The organism is Dactylosporangium sp. NPDC049140 (genome assembly GCF_040648435.1).
The window spans coordinates 320,682-339,227 of record NZ_JBEZDS010000005.1 but is presented as its reverse complement, the minus strand read 5'-3'; the positions used below and the strand labels follow the sequence as shown (position 1 = coordinate 339,227).

General features: G+C 71.8%; 21 protein-coding genes. 7 read left to right on the top strand and 14 right to left on the bottom strand.

Translation table 11 applies throughout. From position 1 onward, the window contains the following. On the bottom strand, positions 1-264 hold a 264-nt coding region (locus tag AB0B76_RS12170; protein ID WP_360373624.1), incomplete at its 3' end, for a hypothetical protein. A gap of 108 nt (positions 265-372) precedes the next feature. Then, positions 373-933 carry an aspartyl/asparaginyl beta-hydroxylase domain-containing protein gene (locus AB0B76_RS12165; RefSeq protein ID WP_360373621.1) on the bottom strand — a complete coding sequence of 187 codons (561 nt, stop codon included), beginning with the start codon at positions 931-933 and terminating at the stop codon, positions 373-375. A 42-nt stretch (positions 934-975) separates the two neighbouring features. Here AB0B76_RS12165 and AB0B76_RS12160 point away from each other — a divergent pair, with 42 nt between their 5' ends. Further along, positions 976-1,290, top strand: a complete 315-nt coding sequence (locus AB0B76_RS12160; protein ID WP_360373619.1) for an antibiotic biosynthesis monooxygenase — start codon at positions 976-978, stop codon at positions 1,288-1,290. A gap of 403 nt (positions 1,291-1,693) precedes the next feature. Here the strand turns inward: AB0B76_RS12160 and AB0B76_RS12155 are convergent, their stop codons facing one another. Then, positions 1,694-5,341, bottom strand: a complete 3,648-nt coding sequence (locus AB0B76_RS12155) for a SpoIIE family protein phosphatase (protein ID WP_360373616.1) — start codon at positions 5,339-5,341, stop codon at positions 1,694-1,696. 58 nt (positions 5,342-5,399) lie between these two features. Between AB0B76_RS12155 and AB0B76_RS12150 the strand changes: the two genes are divergently transcribed. Together AB0B76_RS12150 and AB0B76_RS12145 are read left to right on the top strand one after the other, a co-directional pair. Next, positions 5,400-7,019, top strand: a complete 1,620-nt coding sequence (locus AB0B76_RS12150; RefSeq protein ID WP_360373613.1) for an AMP-binding protein — start codon at positions 5,400-5,402, stop codon at positions 7,017-7,019. 119 nt (positions 7,020-7,138) lie between these two features. After that, positions 7,139-7,798, top strand: a complete 660-nt coding sequence (locus tag AB0B76_RS12145) for a GntR family transcriptional regulator (protein ID WP_360373610.1) — start codon at positions 7,139-7,141, stop codon at positions 7,796-7,798. Positions 7,799-7,892: 94 nt separating this feature from the next. On the opposite strand, the gene AB0B76_RS12140 is transcribed toward AB0B76_RS12145, so the two are convergent. Both AB0B76_RS12140 and AB0B76_RS12135 read right to left on the bottom strand, forming a co-directional pair. Then, positions 7,893-8,696, bottom strand: coding sequence for a DUF2127 domain-containing protein (locus AB0B76_RS12140; RefSeq protein ID WP_360373608.1), 804 nt, complete (start codon positions 8,694-8,696; stop codon positions 7,893-7,895). A 31-nt stretch (positions 8,697-8,727) separates the two neighbouring features. Then, the gene (locus tag AB0B76_RS12135) at positions 8,728-9,441 is read right to left on the bottom strand and encodes a phosphatase PAP2 family protein (protein ID WP_360373605.1); all 714 of its coding nucleotides are present in this window, start codon (positions 9,439-9,441) and stop codon (positions 8,728-8,730) included. Between the two features lie 203 nt (positions 9,442-9,644). Between AB0B76_RS12135 and AB0B76_RS12130 the strand changes: the two genes are divergently transcribed. Then, complete coding sequence (locus AB0B76_RS12130) at positions 9,645-10,439, top strand: maleylpyruvate isomerase family mycothiol-dependent enzyme (protein WP_360373602.1); 795 nt, start codon at positions 9,645-9,647, stop codon at positions 10,437-10,439. A 44-nt stretch (positions 10,440-10,483) separates the two neighbouring features. On the opposite strand, the gene AB0B76_RS12125 is transcribed toward AB0B76_RS12130, so the two are convergent. Next, positions 10,484-10,924, bottom strand: coding sequence for a hypothetical protein (locus AB0B76_RS12125; RefSeq protein WP_360373599.1), 441 nt, complete (start codon positions 10,922-10,924; stop codon positions 10,484-10,486). Positions 10,925-11,046: 122 nt separating this feature from the next. Then, the gene (locus AB0B76_RS12120; RefSeq protein ID WP_360373596.1) at positions 11,047-11,310 is read right to left on the bottom strand and encodes a hypothetical protein; all 264 of its coding nucleotides are present in this window, start codon (positions 11,308-11,310) and stop codon (positions 11,047-11,049) included. 67 nt (positions 11,311-11,377) lie between these two features. Here AB0B76_RS12120 and AB0B76_RS12115 point away from each other — a divergent pair, with 67 nt between their 5' ends. Continuing rightward, positions 11,378-11,812 carry a DUF309 domain-containing protein gene (locus AB0B76_RS12115; RefSeq protein WP_360373593.1) on the top strand — a complete coding sequence of 145 codons (435 nt, stop codon included), beginning with the start codon at positions 11,378-11,380 and terminating at the stop codon, positions 11,810-11,812. On the opposite strand, the gene AB0B76_RS12110 is transcribed toward AB0B76_RS12115, so the two are convergent. The 4 genes from AB0B76_RS12110 to AB0B76_RS12095 form a co-directional block, all read right to left on the bottom strand. Further along, entirely contained in the window at positions 11,802-12,758 is a 957-nt protein-coding gene (locus AB0B76_RS12110) for an NAD(P)-dependent alcohol dehydrogenase (RefSeq protein ID WP_360373590.1), read from the bottom strand. The two genes, AB0B76_RS12115 and AB0B76_RS12110, sit on opposite strands and share 11 nt — an antisense overlap. Continuing rightward, positions 12,755-12,979 (bottom strand): helix-turn-helix transcriptional regulator, encoded by a 225-nt coding sequence (locus tag AB0B76_RS12105; protein ID WP_360373587.1) that lies wholly within the window; start codon positions 12,977-12,979, stop codon positions 12,755-12,757. The genes AB0B76_RS12110 and AB0B76_RS12105 overlap by 4 nt, the downstream gene beginning before the upstream one ends. 3 nt (positions 12,980-12,982) lie before the next feature. Beyond that, entirely contained in the window at positions 12,983-13,402 is a 420-nt protein-coding gene (locus AB0B76_RS12100) for a hypothetical protein (protein ID WP_360373584.1), read from the bottom strand. A gap of 648 nt (positions 13,403-14,050) precedes the next feature. Then, on the bottom strand, positions 14,051-14,491 hold the full coding sequence (locus AB0B76_RS12095) for a response regulator (RefSeq protein ID WP_360373581.1): 441 nt from the start codon (positions 14,489-14,491) through the stop codon (positions 14,051-14,053). A gap of 73 nt (positions 14,492-14,564) precedes the next feature. On the opposite strand from AB0B76_RS12095, the gene AB0B76_RS12090 reads away from it, so the two are divergent. Then, entirely contained in the window at positions 14,565-14,894 is a 330-nt protein-coding gene (locus tag AB0B76_RS12090) for an STAS domain-containing protein (RefSeq protein WP_360373578.1), read from the top strand. Here the strand turns inward: AB0B76_RS12090 and AB0B76_RS12085 are convergent. Both AB0B76_RS12085 and AB0B76_RS12080 read right to left on the bottom strand, forming a co-directional pair. Beyond that, entirely contained in the window at positions 14,880-15,419 is a 540-nt protein-coding gene (locus tag AB0B76_RS12085) for a DUF4865 family protein (protein WP_360373575.1), read from the bottom strand. The two genes, AB0B76_RS12090 and AB0B76_RS12085, sit on opposite strands and share 15 nt — an antisense overlap. 27 nt (positions 15,420-15,446) lie before the next feature. Continuing rightward, positions 15,447-15,638 carry a hypothetical protein gene (locus tag AB0B76_RS12080; protein WP_360373572.1) on the bottom strand — a complete coding sequence of 64 codons (192 nt, stop codon included), beginning with the start codon at positions 15,636-15,638 and terminating at the stop codon, positions 15,447-15,449. A 94-nt stretch (positions 15,639-15,732) separates the two neighbouring features. Between AB0B76_RS12080 and paaK the strand changes: the two genes are divergently transcribed. Then, a complete protein-coding gene (gene paaK / locus AB0B76_RS12075) occupies positions 15,733-17,031 on the top strand; it encodes a phenylacetate--CoA ligase PaaK (RefSeq protein ID WP_360373569.1) in 1,299 nt (432 codons plus the stop codon). Here paaK and AB0B76_RS12070 read toward each other — a convergent pair. Then, positions 17,028-18,404 carry a GH1 family beta-glucosidase gene (locus tag AB0B76_RS12070; protein WP_360373566.1) on the bottom strand — a complete coding sequence of 459 codons (1,377 nt, stop codon included), beginning with the start codon at positions 18,402-18,404 and terminating at the stop codon, positions 17,028-17,030. The two genes, paaK and AB0B76_RS12070, sit on opposite strands and share 4 nt — an antisense overlap. Between the last annotated feature and the right edge of the window lie 142 nt (positions 18,405-18,546).

Below are 18,546 nucleotides of genomic sequence, written 5' to 3'. Positions count from 1 at the left end.
CCTGCTGGTGAGAAGTTTCGGAAGGAACACCGGCGGCGTCGCGATTGGGGGCTTGAAGAGCGGCATCGGAAGAAGCTTTGCGACAAGTTCGGCAGTGTCGAGGCGGCGGACGCCTACTTCGCGCAGCGGGCCCGGGAAGCTCTCGCGCCGAAGCCGTCCGAACTGCCCGCTGAGCAGGTCGAATGCCCAGTCCAGCCGGTCGAGATGGCCGAACCTCCCGCCCCGCCGGAGGAGCCCTCGGTCGAGCGGGCCACCGTCGTCCACGACGGGGATCCCGCTCCACAGCGGGGCCCGAAGCGCGGAACAATCGAACGTCGATCGCCGGATTGCGCATTCCGCCCACGCCTCCGAAAACCGGCGGTGCCGAAATCCTCATTGTCCTTTGCGGCGGCGGTGCAATGCGGCCGCCACCTCGGGTGGCAGCTCGTCCATCTCGTCCAGGGTGTGGCCGGGGCGCAGGAAGTCGAACAGCAGCACGATCCGCACGGCCTCGGTGTAGTTCCAGGCCTCGTGCTCCGCCGTGTCGTCGAAGACCAGGGTCTCGCCCTCGGTCCAGGCGCGGGTCTGGCCGCCGACGCGCAGGGCGCACTCGCCGGGCGGCACGACCAGACCCAGGTGTGCGCGGTAGACGGTGGTGACCCAGCCCTCGTGCGGGCGGATGTGGGTGCCGGGCACCAGGCGCGAGAACGCCGCGGTGGTGAGGCCGGGGACGCGGGCCAGTGCGGCGGCGGTGTGCGGGCAGGCGGCCAGCGCCTCCTCGATGCGCGTGCCGAACGCGACCAGGCCGTAGGTGCTCCAGCCCTGGCCGTACATCTCGCGCTGGACCCACGGCTCGAACGCGTCCCCGGGCAGCGCGGCGCACTCGGCGCGGATGGCTTGCCACGCGCCGCACAGGTCCTTCAGGAACGGGAACGGGGTCTGATCGACGAACATGGGTTGTTAGTGTCGCACCGGTAGAGGACGACAGGGGGGCGCATGATTGCTCGGGTCTGGCGGGGGTGGGCGCCGGTCGCCACGGCGGATGACTATCAGCGGCACTACGAGGGCGAGGTCGCGGCGCATCTGCGGCAGGTGGCCGGGTTCCTCGGGGCGCGGCTGCTGCGCTCGGCCGACGGGGGCGAGGTGCTCTTCACCTCCATTGTGTACTTCGGCGGGCTCGACGACGTGCGCGGGTTTGCCGGGGAAGACTTCGAGGTCGCCGTAGTCGAGGAGACCGCCCGGCGGGCGCTGAGCCGATGGGACGAGCGGGTCAGCCACCACGAGGTAGCCGTCGAGGTTCACGGCGGGTAACGGCGCAAGGTCCGGGACCACCGAATGACGACCCGCACGAACCCGCGGCAAACAACGGCCAAGAGGCATAACCGCAAGCAACAACGAACAGGGACCACGCTTACCCGTTGCGGGAGCCGGAGGCGTCCGCGCACCATCGGCCGAGCGTCGTTTGTCAGCCCCCCGTCCAGGTAAGCCGCCCGCGCCGAGCGCACTCATTCGCCGCCAGAGCGCCCCGGTGCTGGTCTTGAGGGGGTTTGGGTGGAGCGAAGCTCCCCCAACGCGAGCGCAGCGAGCTAGGAATTCAGCTGGGGTTTGGGTGGAGCGAAGCTCCCCCAACGCGAGCGCAGCGAGCTAGGAATTCAGCCGGGGTATGGGTGGAGCGAAGCTCCCCCAACGCGAGCGCCAGCGAGCTGAAAGACAGCTAAAAAACACTCCGCATGCACCAGACGGCCTTGCCGTCGGCGGTGGGGCGAGTTCCCCAGCGGTCGCACAGCGAAGCCACCAGCTGCAGCCCCCGCCCGTGTTCGTCGTCCGGGGTGGGGCGTTGTTTGCGCGGCAGGTACGGGGCCGTGTCGTGCAGCTCCAGCACCACATGGGTCTGGGTGCGGCGCAGGCGGAGCTGGATCGGCGGGCGGCCGTGCAGGACCGCGTTCGCGGCCAGTTCGCTCACGATCAGGACCAGGTCGTCGACCACGCGTTGCGGGGCGTCCCAGCGGCGCAGCGTCGTGCCGACCAGGCGGCGCGCGTCGCGTACGGCACGCTCGTGGGCCGGGATGTCCCGGATCACCGACTGCTCCTCGCCCGGCTTGCCGACGATTCGGGTCATGAGCAGCGTGATGTCGTCGTCGGGGCCGTCCGGGAGCAGGCGGCTCACGAGGCGGTCCGGGGCGTCGGCGAGCGGGCCCTGCAGGTCGCCGACGAGGGCGGCCAGGGCGAAGATGCCCGCGTCCAGGTCGCGGTCGCGGTGCTCGACCAGGCCGTCGGTGTACAACGTGAGCAGTGCGCCGACCGGGAGCTCGACGCGCTCCTCGGCCAGGGTCAGCGGGCCGGTGCCCAGCGGCGGGCCGGACGAGGTCAGCGGGCGCGGCGCCGAACCAGGCCGCAGCAGCAGCGGGGGGAGGTGCCCGGCGTTGGCGTAGGTCAGGCTGCGCTCGCCCGGGTCGTACACGGCGTAGACGCAGGTGACGATCTGGTCCTCGCTCAGGTCCCGCACGACGCCGTCGAGGTACTCCAGCACGTCGGCCGGCGGCAGGTCGAGCCGGGCGTAGGCGCGCACCGCGGCGCGCAGCTGGCCCATGACCGCGGCGGCGGGTACACCCCGGCCCATCACGTCGCCCATGACGAGGGCGGTGCGGTCGGCGCCGAGCTCGATGACGTCGTACCAGTCCCCGCCGACCTGGGTGCCCGCGACGCCCGGCCGGTAGTAGGCGGCGAGCTCGAGGTGCTCGGGGGCCAGCGTCACCGGCGGCAGGAGGCTGCGCTGGAGCTGGTCGGCGATGCTGTGCTCGCGGGCCGCGGCCTCCTGCGCGGCGGCCGCGGCGGCCAGGGCCTGCTCGGCCCGGCGCTGCTCGGTGATGTCCTGGTTGGAGCCGCGCAGCCGCACGGGGCGGCCGGTGGCGTCGCGCTCGAGCTCGCCGCGGGTGCGGAAGATTCGCACGGTACCGTCGGCCATCTCCACCCGTGACTCGTAGTCCAGCGGCTCGCCGTCGACCGCGGCGTCGATGGCCTCGTCGACGCGGGCGCGGTCGTCGGGGTGGACGCGGCGGTTGATGAGCTGCCGGCCCTGCTCGTCGAGCAGCTGCTCCGGGGTGACGGCGAACTGGCGCAGGAACTCGTCGGAGCCGTGGATGTCGCCGCTGTCCAGGTCGAGCTCCCACGAGCCGACCGCGGCCAGGCGCTGGGCCTGGTCGAGCAGGACGCGGCTGCGCTGCAGCTCGTCGCGCGTACGCCGGACCCGCTCGAACTCGAGGTTGGCCCGCACCCGCGCCCGCAGCTCCCGCGGGCTGAACGGCTTGACCAGGTAGTCGTCGGCGCCGGCGTCGAGGCCCTCGACGGTGGCCTCGTCCCCGGCCCGGGCCGAGAGCAGGATGACCGGCAGGTGCCCGGGACCGTCGGCGCGCACGGCCGCGATGAGGCCGAAGCCGTCGAGGTTGGGCATCATCACATCGGTCAGCACGAGGTCGGGCGGGTCGGCCCGCAGCAACCGCAGCGCCTGTACCCCGTCAGCCGCCTCCAACACCTGGTAGTCGGCGCCGAGGACGCGGCGGATGTAGTCGCGCATGTCCGCGTTGTCGTCGACGACGAGGACGCGGGGCGCGTCCGGGTCGGGGCGCGCGGGCGGGGCGGTCGCGGGGGCGCCGACCCATCGCTCGACCTCGGCGACGTAGCCGTGCACCTGCGGTACCGGCGAATCGTGCGCGGGCGTCGCCGGGCCGGACCCGACGGGGATGCGGACGGTGAAGGTCGAGCCCGCGCCGGCCGCGCTGTGCACGCTCGCCACGCCGCCGTGCAGGGCGGTCAGCTCGGCGACCAGCGCGAGGCCGATCCCGGAGCCCTCGTGCGTGCGGGCGCGGGCGCCCTGCACCCGGTGGAAGCGCTCGAAGAGCCGCGCCTGGTCGCCCGGGTCGACGCCCACGCCGGTGTCGGTGACGGTCAGCTCGACGTGCTCGTCGCCGGCGGTGGCGAGCCGGACGGTGATCGTGCCGGTGAACGTGAACTTCAGCGCGTTCGACAGCAGGTTGAGCACGATCTTGGTCCACATGTCACGGTCGGCGTGGACCGGACGGGGCAGCGGCGGGCAGTCGACGTCGAGGCGCAGCCCGGCGCGTCCGGCGGCCGGGGCGAAGAGGGCGGCCAGCTCGGCGGTGAGCCGGGCCAGGTCCAGCGCCTCGCGGTGCGGCTCGAGCCGGCCGGACTCCAGCTGCGAGAAGTCCAGCAGCGTGCTGACGAGCTTGAGCAACCGCTCGGCGTTGCGGCGTACCACCTCGACCCGGCCCCGCTGGCCCGGCGGCAGCGGCTCGGCCTGGTCGGCGAGGGCGTCCTCGGCCGGGCCGAGCAGCAGGGTCAGCGGGGTGCGGAACTCGTGGCTGACGTTGGTGAAGAAGGCGGTCTTGGCCCGGTCGAGCTCGGCGAGGCTCTCGGCCCGGCGGCGCTGCGACGCGAACGCCCGGGCGGTGCTCAGCCGGGCCGCGATCTGCCCGGCGACGAGGTCGACGAAGCCCGCGTAGGCGGCGTCGAAGGGCCGGTACCGGTTCAGGCCCGCGACCAGGAACCCGTACGGGCGCCCGCCGCCGGGCCGGGGCAGGGCGACGATCCGGGCCTCGGTCGGCGGCTCGTCCCACGCGCCGGACGGCAGCCCGTCCAGCCCGCCGGCGGTGAGCGGGGCACCGTCGGCCCCCGGCCACACGCGCGGGTCGGTGCACGGGTGGCCGGCGGGGACCCCGGTCGCGGCGGCGAGCCCGGCAATGCCGTCCTTGTACAGGTACACCAGCGTGAAGGGCAGATCGTCGGACCGGGTGGCGAGGGCCCGCTCGACCGCCGCCAGCAGCTGCGGCTCGCCCGTCGCCGCGGCGAGCCCGGCCCCGAGGTCGCGCAGCGTGGCCAGGCGCCGCTCGGCGACGACCCGCTCGGTGGTCTCCGTGACCACGCACAACATCCCGGCGACGGTACCGTCGTCGTCGGCGAGCGGGCTGTAGGAGAAGGTGTGGTACGTCTCCTCGGTGAACCCGCTGCGCCCGAGGAACAGCCGCAGCCCCTCGTCCCAGGTCGCCTTCCCGGTCTCGAGCACGGTGCGGATGCGCGGCCCGGCCTCGTGCCACGCCTCGGCCCAGACCTCGTGCGCGGGCCGGCCCAGCGCCCACGGGTACTTCTTGCCGAGCGTGTCGCGCCGGTAGGCGTCGTTGCACAGGAAGGTCAGCTCCGGCCCCCACGCCATCCACATCGCGAAGCGGGAGTCGAGCATGATGCGCACGGCCGAGCGCAGGCTGTGCGGCCACGACTCCGGCGGCCCGAGCGGGGTCGCCGCCCAGTCGACCGCCGCCAGGTCGCGGCTGACCTCCGTGTCGCCCATCCTGCTCAGCTTAGGTTCCCGGTGCTTTTTGCGCAGTGCGGTGGCATCGTTGCGGGGCATGACACTGTTGTCCTACTCCGTCGGCCCCGCCGACGGGCCGATGCTGGGTGAGACCATCGGCGCCAGCCTCGACCGCACCGCCGCCCGCGTGCCCGGCGCCGACGCCCTCGTCGACGTCCCGACCGGCCGGCGGTGGACCTACCGCGAGTTCCTGGCCGAGGTCGAGGGGGTGGCGCGGGGCCTGCTCGCCCGCGGCATCGCCAAGGGCGACCGGGTCGGCATCTGGGCCCCGAACTGTCCGGAGTGGACGATCCTGCAGTACGCCACCGCCAAGATCGGCGCGATCCTGGTCAACATCAACCCGGCGTACCGGACCCACGAGCTGGCGTACGTGCTCGAGCAGTCCGGCGTGGGCCTGCTCGTCTCGGCCGAGCGCCTCAAGACCTCCGACTACCGGGCCATGGTGGCCGAGGTGCGCCCGGGCCTCGCCGACGTGGTGTTCATCGACTCGGCCGACTGGGCCGCGCTGCGCTCCGAACAGGCCCCCGAGGAGGCGCTGCGGGAGCGCGAGGCGACGCTGGCCTTCGACGACCCGATCAACATCCAGTACACCTCGGGCACGACGGGCTTCCCGAAGGGCGCGACCCTGTCGCACCACAACATCCTCAACAACGGCTTCTTCGTGGCCGAGGCGCAGGGCTGGACGGAGGCCGACCGGGTCTGCCTGCCGGTGCCGTTCTACCACTGCTTCGGCATGGTGATGGGGAACCTGGGCGCGACCACCCACGGCGCGTGCATGGTCATCCCGGCGCGGGCCTTCGATCCGGCGGAGACCCTGGCGGCGGTACAGCGGGAGCGTTGCACGGTCCTCTACGGAGTGCCGACGATGTTCATCGCCGAGCTGGCGCTGCCCGACTTCGCCTCCTACGACCTGTCGACGCTGCGCACCGGCGTGATGGCCGGCTCGCCGTGCCCGGTGCACGTGATGAAGCGGGTCATCGCCGACATGGGCATGACCGAGGTGACGATCTGCTACGGCATGACCGAGACCTCGCCGGTGTCGACCCAGACGGCCCGCGACGACGACCTGGAGCGGCGGGTGTCGACCGTCGGGCGGGTCGGGCCGCACCTCGAGGTGAAGATCGTCGACCCGCTGACCGGTCTGCTGATGCCGCGGGGCGAGGCGGGGGAGCTGTGCACGCGGGGGTACAGCGTGATGCTCGGCTACTGGCGCCAGCCCGACGCCACCGCGGCGGCCGTGGACGCGGCCCGGTGGATGCACACGGGGGACCTGGCGACGATGGACGCGGATGGGTACGTCAACATCGTCGGGCGGATCAAGGACCTCGTGATCCGCGGGGGCGAGAACGTGTACCCGCGGGAGGTCGAGGAGTTTCTCTACGGCCATCCCGACATCGTCGACGTGCAGGTGATCGGCGTGCCGGACGAGCGCTACGGCGAGGAGCTCATGGCCTGGGTGCGCCTGCGCGACGGGGCCGCGCCGCTGACCGCCGAGGTCGTGCGGGACTACTGCGCCGGGCGGCTCGCGCACTACAAGGTCCCGCGGTACGTCAAGATCGTCGATGCGTTCCCGATGACCGTGACGGGCAAGGTCCGCAAGGTCGAGATGCGGGAGGTGTCGGCCCGCGAGCTGGGTCTTACGATGACGGACTCGTGACCGACGCGCCGGCGGTCCGGCCGCCCCCGTCTTAACCGGCCGGACCGCCGTCTCATCGTATATGATTATCGTATATGATTGTGCCCTTCCCGGGCCCTGTCAAGAGTGGGATGTGCCGCGTGCAGCCAGTGCCGTCCAAGCACGAGCTCGCGTACCGCGAGATCCGTGAACGCATCATCGACGGCCGGTTCGGCCCGGGAAAGCGCCTGGTGCTCAGCAGCCTGGCGCGCGAGCTGGACGTGTCCCCGGTGCCGGTGCGCGAGGCGATCCGCCGCCTGGAGGCCGAGGGCCTGGTGCACTTCGAGCGCAACGTCGGCGCGCGGGTGGCCATGCTGCAGGACGACGAGTGGGAGCAGCTCGTCCGGATGCTGGCGCTGCTGGACGGGTACGCGTTCGCGGCCGCGGCGACGCGGGTGTCGCCGGAGGACCTGCAGGAGGCGCGCGGGTACAACACGCAGCTGCGGGAGGCGGCCTCGGCCGGCCCGATCGACCACGCGCTGGTGATGGCGCTGCACCGGCGGTTCCACCGGGCGCTGTACCGCCGCTGCGGCAACCGCTACGTGATCGAGTCGCTGGACGGGATCTGGGACCGGATCGACGCGTCGCGGGTGCTGGTCACGCTGTATCCGGCGCTGCGGCTGGCGACGGCGGTGAACGAGCACGACACGCTGCTGGAACGGCTGGCGCGGGGCGAGGACGACGCGGCGACGCTGGAGGCCTGCGCGCGCGAGCACAACCTCAACGCGATCCGCGCGATCCGGTCCGCGGCCGGGAATTAAGAAGACCGGCATCCACGGGGGAAGATGCCGGTCTCGCGTTCAACTATACGACGCGGGTACGGGTCCCGCCAGTGGCAGTTTGCCGTCTGTTCCGTTACCGGACGCCCGCGGGGGCCTTGGGGATGCGCAGGCCCCGGGGCAGCGTGGGCTCGTTCGCGGCCAGCTCGACCTCGAGGAAGCTGGTCTCGTGCCGCTCGGCCTCGTGCGCCGCGTGGCCGCCGCGCAGCCCGAAGAGGCGCTTGGACAGCAGGATGTACAACACCGCCACGATGTTGATGACGAGCGCCCCGACCCGGGTGAACGTGAGCTTCTCGGTGAGCTCGTAGATCTCGATCGGCAGGCCGAGCGAGGTGGCGACGACGGCGAAGTACTCGCCCCAGCGCTTCAGCATCCACAGGCCGACGCCCTCGACGAGCTGCAGCGAGCCGTAGAGCGCGAGGCCGGCGGCGACCCACAGCAGCGTCTGGGACTCGGCCTCGATGACGGTCCGGATGGTGTGGATCATCGCGGAGTCCTCGAACTTCCAGCCGACCTTGTCCATGAACGGCTTGAGCAGCGGCAGGTCCTCGTTGAAGGCCCGCTCGACGCCGTCGCGGTGGTTGCGGAAGTGGAACACGCCGTAGGCGGCGGCGAGGCAGAACAGGCCCTTGAAGAACCGCTCCAGGGACAGCAGCCGCAGGATCAGCGCGTCGCGCAGGGCGCGGCCGCGCAGCACGATCGGGGCGCGATCGGCAGGGCCGGTCTGATGCGGCTCGCCGATCACGAAGTCCCCGCAGCGCAGGCACCGCCAGGCCGCCCCGACCGGGGTGGTGGCGTGCAGCTTCTCGCGGAACGTGTCCTCGGTCGGGGCATAGGTCACGTGCCCCCGGCGCGCACAGGTGCGCAGGTTCCAATCCACGCGATCTTTGATACCGCATGGATGTTCCTTTTTATGTCAGCTTTGTGCCTCGTACCGGTTCGACCGCTTCGCGCCGTAGCTGAATCGGGACCTTGGGGGAGGCGTGCTCCTGCCGGCTGGTGGCCATGAGCAGCACCCCGACGAGGATCGCCGCGATGATCCCGTCGAGCCAGTAGTGGTTGGCGGTACCGGCGACGACGAGCATGGTCAGGACCGGATGGGCGAGCCACAGCCAGCGCCACCGGGAGCTCGTGGCGTGGATGAGCCCGGCCGCCACGATCAGGGCCCAGCCGACGTGCAGCGAGGGCATGGCCGCGTACTGGTTGCTCAGCGTGTCGGTCTGCGGCGGCCCGTACACGCTGGGGCCGTACACGGCGGCGGTGTCGACGAGCCCCAGCCCGTCGAGCATCCGCGGCGGGGCGAGCGGGAACACGAAGTGGATGACGAGCCCGATGGCGGTGAGCCAGGCCAGGATGCGCCGGAACCGCAGGTAATGTTCCGGGCGGAAGCAGTACATGAAGATCAGGAATGCGATCGTGGCGGGAAAGTGCACGACGGCATAGAACACGTTGGCGGTCCGGACCAGGGCCTCGGCGCTGAGCAGGAGGTGCTGGACGGTGGCCTCGTCCGGCAGGCGCAGCGCGCGTTCGAGCCGCCAGACGAGGTTGGCGTCGGCGTACGCGGCCCCGACTCGCCCGTCGACGGCGAGCCGCCCGACCTTGTACGCCAGGAATAGACCGAGCACGAGGAGCAGTTCAGTCCAGGCACGGGGCCTTAACCGCGTTGTGTGTTCTTGTTCACCAACCTCAGCCCCCGTGTTCACCATGTGAAGTTACCTGATGTTGCGGTTGGCGCAATATTGCTGATCGGGCACCCAGGGCGTGTTGTGCATCACGACTTTGTTTATGCTTCAAGTATCTCGGGTTTCCGAAGCTTTTTGGGGGTTTGATGAGTACTCGGGCAGATCAGGCGATCGCCGCCCTCCGCAAGGGCCACGACGACCTGTCGGCGCTGGTCGCCGGCCTGACGCCGGAGCAGCTGACCGGCCCGTCGGCGGCCGACGAGTGGGACGTGTCGCAGGTCGTGAGCCACCTGGGCAGCGGCGCCGAGATCAACCTGGAGGCCGTGCAGGCCTCGCTCGAGGGCCGGCCCGCCCCCGAGTTCGAGTTCAACAAGGGCGTGTGGGCGCGCTGGGACGGCATGACCCCTCAGGAGCGCCAGGCCGCGTTCCCGGTCGCGAACCAGCGCCTGGTCGAGGCGTACGAGGCCCTGACGCCCGAGCAGCGCGAGTCCCACAAGATCGACGTCGGCTGGATGCCGGAGCCGGTCGACGTGGCCACCTCGGCGCTGCTGCGGCTGACGGAGTACGGCTACCACGACTGGGACGTGCGCGCGGCCCTCGACCCGTCGGCGGCGCTCGCCCCCGAGGCGGCCGCGCTCATCAGCGACCGCGTCGAGGGCCTGTTCGGCTGGATCGCCAAGCCGGCCAACCTCGACGGGCGCACCGCGGACCTGCTCGTGCAGCTGACGGACACCGGCGAGACCCTGACCCTGCACCTCACCGACCCGGTGACGCTGGGCGCGGCGCCGGCCGGCCCGCTCGACGGGACGCTGTCGCTCACGCTGGAGGAGTGGCTGCGGCTGGCGGCGGGGCGGCTCAAGCCGGCGTACACGTCGTCGTCGGTAAGCATCACCGGCCCGATTTCGCTCGACGACCTGCGCGCGGTGTTCCCGGGGTACTGACCCTGTCGGGCCGCGGGGCTTTTTGGTCCCGCGGCCCTTTCGGTCTACTTCGTCTTCTTCAGGCAGAGCACGTCGCCCTTCTTGCCCGCCTCGCCCTGCCAGAACGTGTTGGTGCTGTCGGGCCACTGGTCGCACACGGACGTGAACGGGCTGGTCGCCTCGCTCTGGTCCTTGCCGGAGATCTTGCCGAGCACCGAGTAGTCGGCGTCGGCGCTGTCGCACTTGACGATCTTCAGCTTGTCGTCGCCCGGGTTGTGCAGGCAGTCGCCGACGTTCGCGTTCGTGGCCGCGTCGCGGTTGAAGAACCAGGCGAGGCCGAGGAGCACGCCGAGCAGGACGACGAGCGAGAGCAGGATCGTGATCTGCCGGCGCTTGCCGCTCCTGACCGGCGGCGCGGGCTGCCCGGGCGCCGGCTGCCCTTCGAAGGGGGCCGCCGCGGGGGCCTCGGGTTGCGGCTGTGGCTCGGGCTGCGCGGGTGTGGTCATGGTGGAGCCTCCATGGATCCGGATGGGTACCGGCTAGGCGTACCGGCTCCCAGGTGTGCAGGCGCGTAACTGTCCGCCTTCCGACTGCACGTTCCGGGACCACACGGCCGGGAGGAAGGCCCCTAGCGCTCGACCGGGCGGCGCAGGGAGTACGTGACCGCGTGCAGGCGGTGCGGCTGGCCGATGATCATTGCGGCGCGGTCGTACGCCTGCCAGCCCTCCGCGCCCGCGCGGTTGAGGTGGCGCAGGTCGTTGAAGCGCTCGTCCGTGCCCCAGCGTTGTACGCCGCCCGGGTGGTGGAAAACGGCGTCCCAGTCCTCGAACCGGTCTGTGCCCAGCGTGCCCGCCGCACGGTACTCGAGTCGCGCATATTCCCATAGCGTCACGCGGTACATCATGCCCGACATCGAGCGGTTCCACCGTCACGGAAAATCGTGAAATAGGCTCGATGGCATGGAGCGTGACCGCGATACCGAGGGCCGGGCGCGCAACTCCCGGCCGCGGGACGAGCTCGGGCGGCCGCTGCCGCGCGGGGCCGAGGGCGTGCCCACGATGCCCGACGATCTCGTCGTCGGGCCCGAGGAGGCGCTCGAACAGGCCCAGCGGCTGCTCGACGAGGGGCGGCCGTTCCACGCGCACGAGGTGCTCGAGGCCGCCTGGAAGGCCGCGCCCGACGGCGAGCGCGAGCTCTGGCGGGGACTCGCCCAGCTGGCGGTGGGGCTCACGCACGCGCGGCGCGGCAACGCGGACGGCGCCGCCCGGCTGCTGGACCGGGCGGCGTTGCGGATCGCGGAGTACGCGAGCGATCCGCCGTACCGGATCGATGTGCCGGGGCTCGTAAATTTCGTCCGGAGCAGGAGCGGCGGCACGCCACAGCTCAGATCGTGAGCGCGACCTTGCCGAGCGGGCGGCCGGCGCGCAGGTAGGCGATCGCCTCCGCGGCCTCGGCGAGCGGGAAGGTGCGCTCCACCGCGGGTACCAACGAGCCGTTCTCCATCCAGGAGGCCAGCGTCTCCAGGGGTTCGGCGGCGGCGCGGGACATGAGGCCGGTCAGGTGCTGGCGGGTGAAGCCGTTGAGCAGGCCCGCGCGCAGCTGGCGGTCCGCGCCCTGCAGCCACCGGCCGCCGCCCTCGGCGCCCACGATCACCAGCGAACCGGTCGGGGTAAGCAGGCGGCGCAGGGTCCGCAGCGGCCGGGCGCCGCCCGTGTCGAGGATGAGGTCCCAGCGGCCCGAGGGCTCGCCCGCCGCGTAGTCCACGACGTGCGCCGCGCCGAGCGAGCGCACGAGGCCGGCCTTGGCGGCCGAGCACACCCCGGTGACCTCCGCATCGAGTATTCGCGCGATTTGTACCGCGAACGAGCCCACCCCGCCGCCCGCGCCCAGGATCAGCACGCGCTGCCCCGCACGCAGCCGGCCCGCGTCGCGGAGGCCCTGCAGCGCGGCGACCCCGGACCCGGCGACCGTCGCGGCCTGCGCGAACGAGATCGTCTCCGGCTTGCGGGCGAGGCGGTCCGGGGAGGAGAGGGCCAGCTCCGCGTACGTGCCGTCGCCGGTGCCGAACACCTCGTCACCCGGCCGGAACCGCGTGACCTCCGGCCCCACGGCGCGCACGACGCCCGCCAGGTCCAGGCCCAGCACCGGCTGCTTCGGGCGGCGCAGGCCGAAGCCGGCGACCCGGACCGCGTACGGCAGTCCGGTCGCCAGGTGCCACACGCCCTGGTCGACGCCGGCCGCGCGCACCTCGACGAGCACCCCGCGGGGCCCGACCGGTGGCGTGGGCGCGTCGCGAAGTTCGAGCGGGTCGCCGTACCGTTGCCGGATCACGGCTTTCATGACTCCTCCTCGGGATAGTGGAAGACCGCCTCGAGCGGTACACCGAACGCCCGCGCGATCTGGAAGGCCGCCTCGAGCGTGGGGGAGTACTTGCCCTGCTCGATGGCGTTGACGGTCTGGCGCGTCACGCCGATGCGCTCCGCGAGCTCGGCCTGGGTCATCTCGCCGTGCGCGAAACGCAGCGCCCGGATCGAGTTGGTGACGCGGGTCGGCTTGCCCACGCCCTACATCCCCCGCCGGTACGCGGCGATCTTGACGACCGACGACACCAGCGCCGCGAGCGCGAACGCCAGGTACAGCGAGTTGGCGATCCAGAAGTACGGCGCCTCGCGCATGGCCAGCACCAGCGGCACGATCGCGGCGATGCTCATGACGTAGAAGGCGACGTACTCGCCGAGCCGCCCGATCGCCCGGTCGCGCTCGTCGACGGCCTTGGCGTCCTTGGGCGCGGCGCCGGCCGCGACGGCTTCGGCGAGGACGTTGAGCACCACCGACGCGCCGATCGCGACCAGCAGGGGCACGACGTAGTGACTGGCGGCGAGGCCTTCCGCCGGTACCCGGGCCAGCAGCGCGATCGCGTAGCCGACGGGCACGACGACCGCGACGACGGCATAGATCCAGGCGCGCTGCTCCTGATGCGACATGGCTCGGCCTCTCGCTACGTGTGTAAAGAATCTTTGACACCACAAAGGTAAAGCGAGGCCGACACCGTGTCAAGAATTCTTTACTTTGGCCGGTGCGCGAGTGCGATTGTTCAGGATATGTCGGGCGCTTCGCGCCGCGACATATCCGGCATTTCGGTTATGCGCGGTCTGTTGGGGCTTGCGGGGTTTTCCCGGCGCCGCCGGTGGCGCGGAGGGGCGGAAGCGGCGCAGAGGGCGGGGAAGGCGGCGTGGAGAACGGAGAAAGCGGCGCGGAGGGCGGGCCGTGCCGAGGCCGGCGGCGCAGAGGGCGGCGCGGAGCGGAGAAACAGCGAGGAGGGCGGTGCGGAGGTCGGGCGGTGCGGAGCCGGAGAAACGGCAAGGAGGGCGGCGCGGAGGGCGGAGAAACGGCGCGGAGGGCGGAGAAACGGCGCGGAGGGCGGAGAAACGGCGCGGAGGGCGGAGAAACGGCGCGGAGGGCGGAGAAACGGCGCGGAGGCCGCGGCGCGGAGGGCGGAGAAACAGTGCCGCGGCGGCGGAGAAGTGGCGCTGAGGCCGCCGAAAAACGGCGTGGGGAATGAAATAAGCGGCGTCAGGCGATAAATCCGACATGTCGTGGCGCGGAGCGCCCGACATGTCGTGATCTCAAGCTCAGCGCGCCGCCCGCTCCACGCTGATGTGGAAGGTCTCGATGCGCTGCACGACGTTCATCAGCCCCGCGAAGTCCACCGGCTTGGCGACGTAGTCGTCCACCCGCAGCTCGTGGCTGCGCAGGAAGTCCTCCTCCGCCGTGGAGGAGGTGAGCACGACGACCGGGATGCGGTTCAGGTCCGGGTCGGCGTGCACGGTCCGGAGCACGACCCGCCCGTCGACGCCCGGCAGGTTCAGGTCCAGCAGGATGATGTCCGGCCGCGGCGCGCCCGCGTGCTCGCCCACCCGTCGCAGGAAGCGCAGGGCCTCGGCGCCGTCGGTGCAGACGGTGAGGCGGTTGCGCAGCTTGTTCTCGGCGAACGCCTCGCGCGTGATGAGCACGTCGCCCGGGTCGTCCTCGACCAGCAGGATCTCGATCGGGACGGCCTGCGCGTCGCTCATCGTGCACCTCCCACCACAGTCGCCTCACAGTAGCGCGTCCCCACCAGGGTCCCGCGACCGCTACCGTTACCGGGTGGCGTTCACGATCGGCACGGTGGGCGGGCACGGCGTCGTGCACGCCGAGGGTGAGCTCGATGTCGGCAATGCGCAGGAGCTGCGGGCGGCGGTCAATGCGGCGCTCGACGTGCAGCCGGGCCTGGTCGTCGACCTGGCCGACGTCACCTTCATGGACTCGGTGACGCTGGGCGTGCTGATCGGCGCGTACAACCGGGCGCGCGCGGGCGGTGGCGCGTTCGCCGTGGTGTGCACCGATGAGCGGGTCGGCCGGATCTTCCGAATCACGGGGCTCGACCAGGTGTTCACGATCGTCGGGTCGCTCGAGGCGGCGTCAGAAGCCCTCTGACGGCGGCGCGGAGAGGTGCAGCACCTCGTAGCGCTCCGTCGCCTCCGGGTCCTCCGGCGATTCCGTGGCCCACAGCGAGAACCGCACGACCTCCCAGCGGTACGCGTCGAAGGCCACCACCGCCGTGTGCAGCTGCGGGTGCGGGGCCGGCGCGGCCGGCTCGGCGCCCCAGGACAGCGTCGCGACGTGCCGGGTCGCCGAGCGTACCGGCGCGTGCCGGGCCGGACCCGCCAGCGCCGCGAGGACCGTCCAGTGCCGCACCGGCGGCCGGCCGAAGTCGCGCACGATGTTGTGGAAGCCGCCGCCGACGAGGAACCGGCCCATGGCGTCGGCGGCGTTCCACAGGTAGAACGGCGCGTACTGGTTGACGGAGGAGCCGCCCACGCCCGCGGTGCGGATCAGGAAGGCCTTGAGGCCCAGGCCCTTGCGGTGGTCGAACATGTGGCCGAGCCGGCGTACGCGCTCGCGGATGATCTCCATGTCGTAGTCGGCCGGCAGCGTGAATTCGTACTGCATGGCGTCCATACCGTACATACTAGTCGGTACAGAAACCTAGGTCCGGCGCAGGATGTCGTCGATCTCGGCGATCTCCTCCTCCGTGTGCCGGCCCAGGATGAGGTCGAGCTCGAGGCGCTCGGCCGGCGTCCGGTACGCGGCGATCTCGCGCTCCAGCGTGCGGCGGGCGCGACGAGCCTGCATGCGGCCGGCGATCGCGGTGCGAACCCGGCGGGTCGTGGTCTCCATGGGCACTACTGTATCGATTCAGAAAGATCAACGAGCGCGATTTGCGCGTGACGGGCGGCACGCACGAGCTGAGCTGCGGGTGCAGGATGGTCCTGTGCGCGACGTCACTCCCGCCCCGGGCACCCTGGACCCGATCGAGACCGCCTCCCGCGACGAGCTGGCCGCCCTCCAGCTCACCCGGCTGCGCCAGAGCCTGCGCCACGCCTACGAGCACGTGGCGCACTACAAGAACAAGTTCGAGGCGGCCGGGGTACACCCGGACGATCTGCGGGACCTGTCCGACCTCGCGCGGTTCCCGATGACGACGAAGGCCGACCTGCGGGCCAACTACCCGTTCGGGATGTTCGCGGTGCCGCGGGAACGGGTGGCCCGCATCCACGCCTCGTCCGGCACCACCGGCCAGGCGACAGTCGTCGGGTACACGAAGGCCGACGTCGACACGTGGGCCGACCTCATGGCGCGCTCCATCCGGGCCTCGGGCGGTCGCCCCGGCGACCTGGTCCACGTCGCGTACGGCTACGGCCTCTTCACCGGCGGCCTCGGCGCCCATTACGGCGCCGAGCGCCTGGGCTGCACGGTCGTGCCCGTCTCCGGCGGCATGACCGGGCGGCAGGTGACCCTGATCCGCGACTTCCGGCCGGACGTCATCATGGTGACGCCGTCGTACCTGCTGGCGATCGTCGACGAGATGGAGCGGCAGGGCCTCGACCCGCGCGCGAGCTCGCTGCAGATCGGGGTGCTCGGCGCCGAGCCGTGGACCGAGGACATGCGCGCCGAGATCGAGCGGCGCCTGCAGATGCACGCCGTCGACGTGTACGGGCTGTCGGAGGTGATGGGCCCCGGCGTGGCCAACGAGTGCGCGGAGACCAAGGACGGCCTGACGATCTGGGAGGACCACTTCTACCCGGAGATCGTCGACCCCGACACCGGCGCCGTGCTCCCGGACGGCTCCTACGGCGAGCTCGTGTTCACGTCGCTGACGAAGGAGGCGATGCCGGTCGTCCGGTACCGCACCCGGGACCTGACCCGCCTGCTGCCCGGCACCGCGCGCACGATGCGCCGGATGGAGAAGATCACCGGCCGCAGCGACGACATGATGATCGTCCGAGGGGTCAACGTGTTCCCGACCCAGATCGAGGAGCTCCTGCTGCGCCGGCCGGCCCTGTCGCCGCATTTCCAGTGTGTACTGTCGCGGGCCGAGCGCCTGGACGTGCTCACGGTCCGCGCCGAACGCCGTCCGGACGCGACCCCGGAGACGGCCACGGACGCGGCGCGTGACCTGGAACGGGCGGTGAAGAGCGCGATCGGCGTGACGGTCCGCGTGGAGGTGGCCGCCCCCGGCGAGGTGGAGCGCTCCGCGGGCAAGATGCGGCGCGTGCTCGACGAGCGCTAGAAGATGGCGTTGCGGGCGATCGCCTCGCCGTACCAGCGGCCGCTCGCCTTGATCGTGCGCTCCAGGGTGTCGTAGTTCACGCGGATCAGGCCGAAGCGGCGGCTGAACCCGAACGCCCACTCGAAGTTGTCCAGCAGCGACCACACGAAGTAGCCGCGCAGGTCCACGCCTGCCGCGATCGCCTCGTGCACGGCCGCCAGGTGGGCGCGCAGGTACTCGATGCGCTCCGGGTCGTCCACGCCGCCGTCCGGGCCCGGGTGGTCGTCGTACGCGGCGCCGTTCTCGGTCACGTAGAGCGGGCGGTCGCCGTAGTCGCGGCGGATGCGCAGCAGCAGGTCCCGCAGGCCGGTCGGGTCGACGGACCAGCCCATGTGCGTGACCGGGCCGGGGGTGGGGTGGAAGCGCACGGCCTGCGCGGTCGGGTACGGGGTCCCGTGGTCGAGCACGCCCTCGGGGGCCGCGCTCACCAGGTCGGGCTGGTAGTAGTTCACGCATATCGCGTCGACCGGGGCCGAGATCGCCGCGAGGTCGCCGGGGCGGACGAAGTGCCAGTCGGTCAGGTCGCGGGTGTCCTCGACGGTGTCGGACGGGTACGCGCCGCGCAGGATCGGGTCGAAGAAGATGCGGTTCAGCAGCCCGTCGATGCGCCGGGCGGCGTCGGCGTCGGCCGGGCTCGCGGTCAGCGGGCGCACCGCGCCGGCGTTGAGCGCCACCGAGACCTGGCCCGTCACGCCGGCCGCGCGCAGGGCCGCGACGCCCAGGCCGTGCGCCAGCAGCAGGTGGTGGGTCGCGGTCAGGGCGCCGACGTGGCCGCGGCGGCCGGGGGCGTGCCCGCCGGTGCCGTACCCGAGGAACGCCGAGCACCACGGCTCGTTGAGCGTGTTCCACATCGCGACCCGGTCGCCCAGGCGCGCGCCGACCGCGGCGGCGTAGTCGCCGAAGCGCAGGGCGGTGTCGCGGGCCGTCCAGCCGCCGGTGTCCTCGAGCTCCTGGGGCAGGTCCCAGTGGTAGAGGGTCGCGACCGGGCGCACGCCCGCGGCGAGCAGCTCGTCGACGAGGCGGTCGTAGAAGTCCAGGCCGGCCTCGTTCATGCCGGCGCCGCCGGCCGGGCGGATGCGGGGCCACGCGACCGAGAACCGGTAAGCGGACAGGCCCAGCTCGGCCATGAGCTTCACGTCTTCGTGGTAGCGCAGGTAGTGGTCCGTCGAGGTCCCGCCCGTGTCGCCGTTGTCGATGCGGCCCGGCTGGGCGGCGAACGTGTCCCAGATCGACGGGGTGCGGCCGTCGGCGGTCACGGAGCCCTCGATCTGGTAGGCGGCCGTCGCGGCGCCCCACCAGAACGTCGAAGGGAACGTCAGCGCCGTCGTGCTCACAGCTATCACCCCGTGCCTTGGGAAAGGGGCTTGGAGAGCGCTCTCCAAGATGCGTGATCAGACTGCGACCGGGCGTGCCCGCGTGTCAAGGTCCGGCGGCGCGAACCCTTGACACGACGGAAACGGCGGGACAACACTTCGA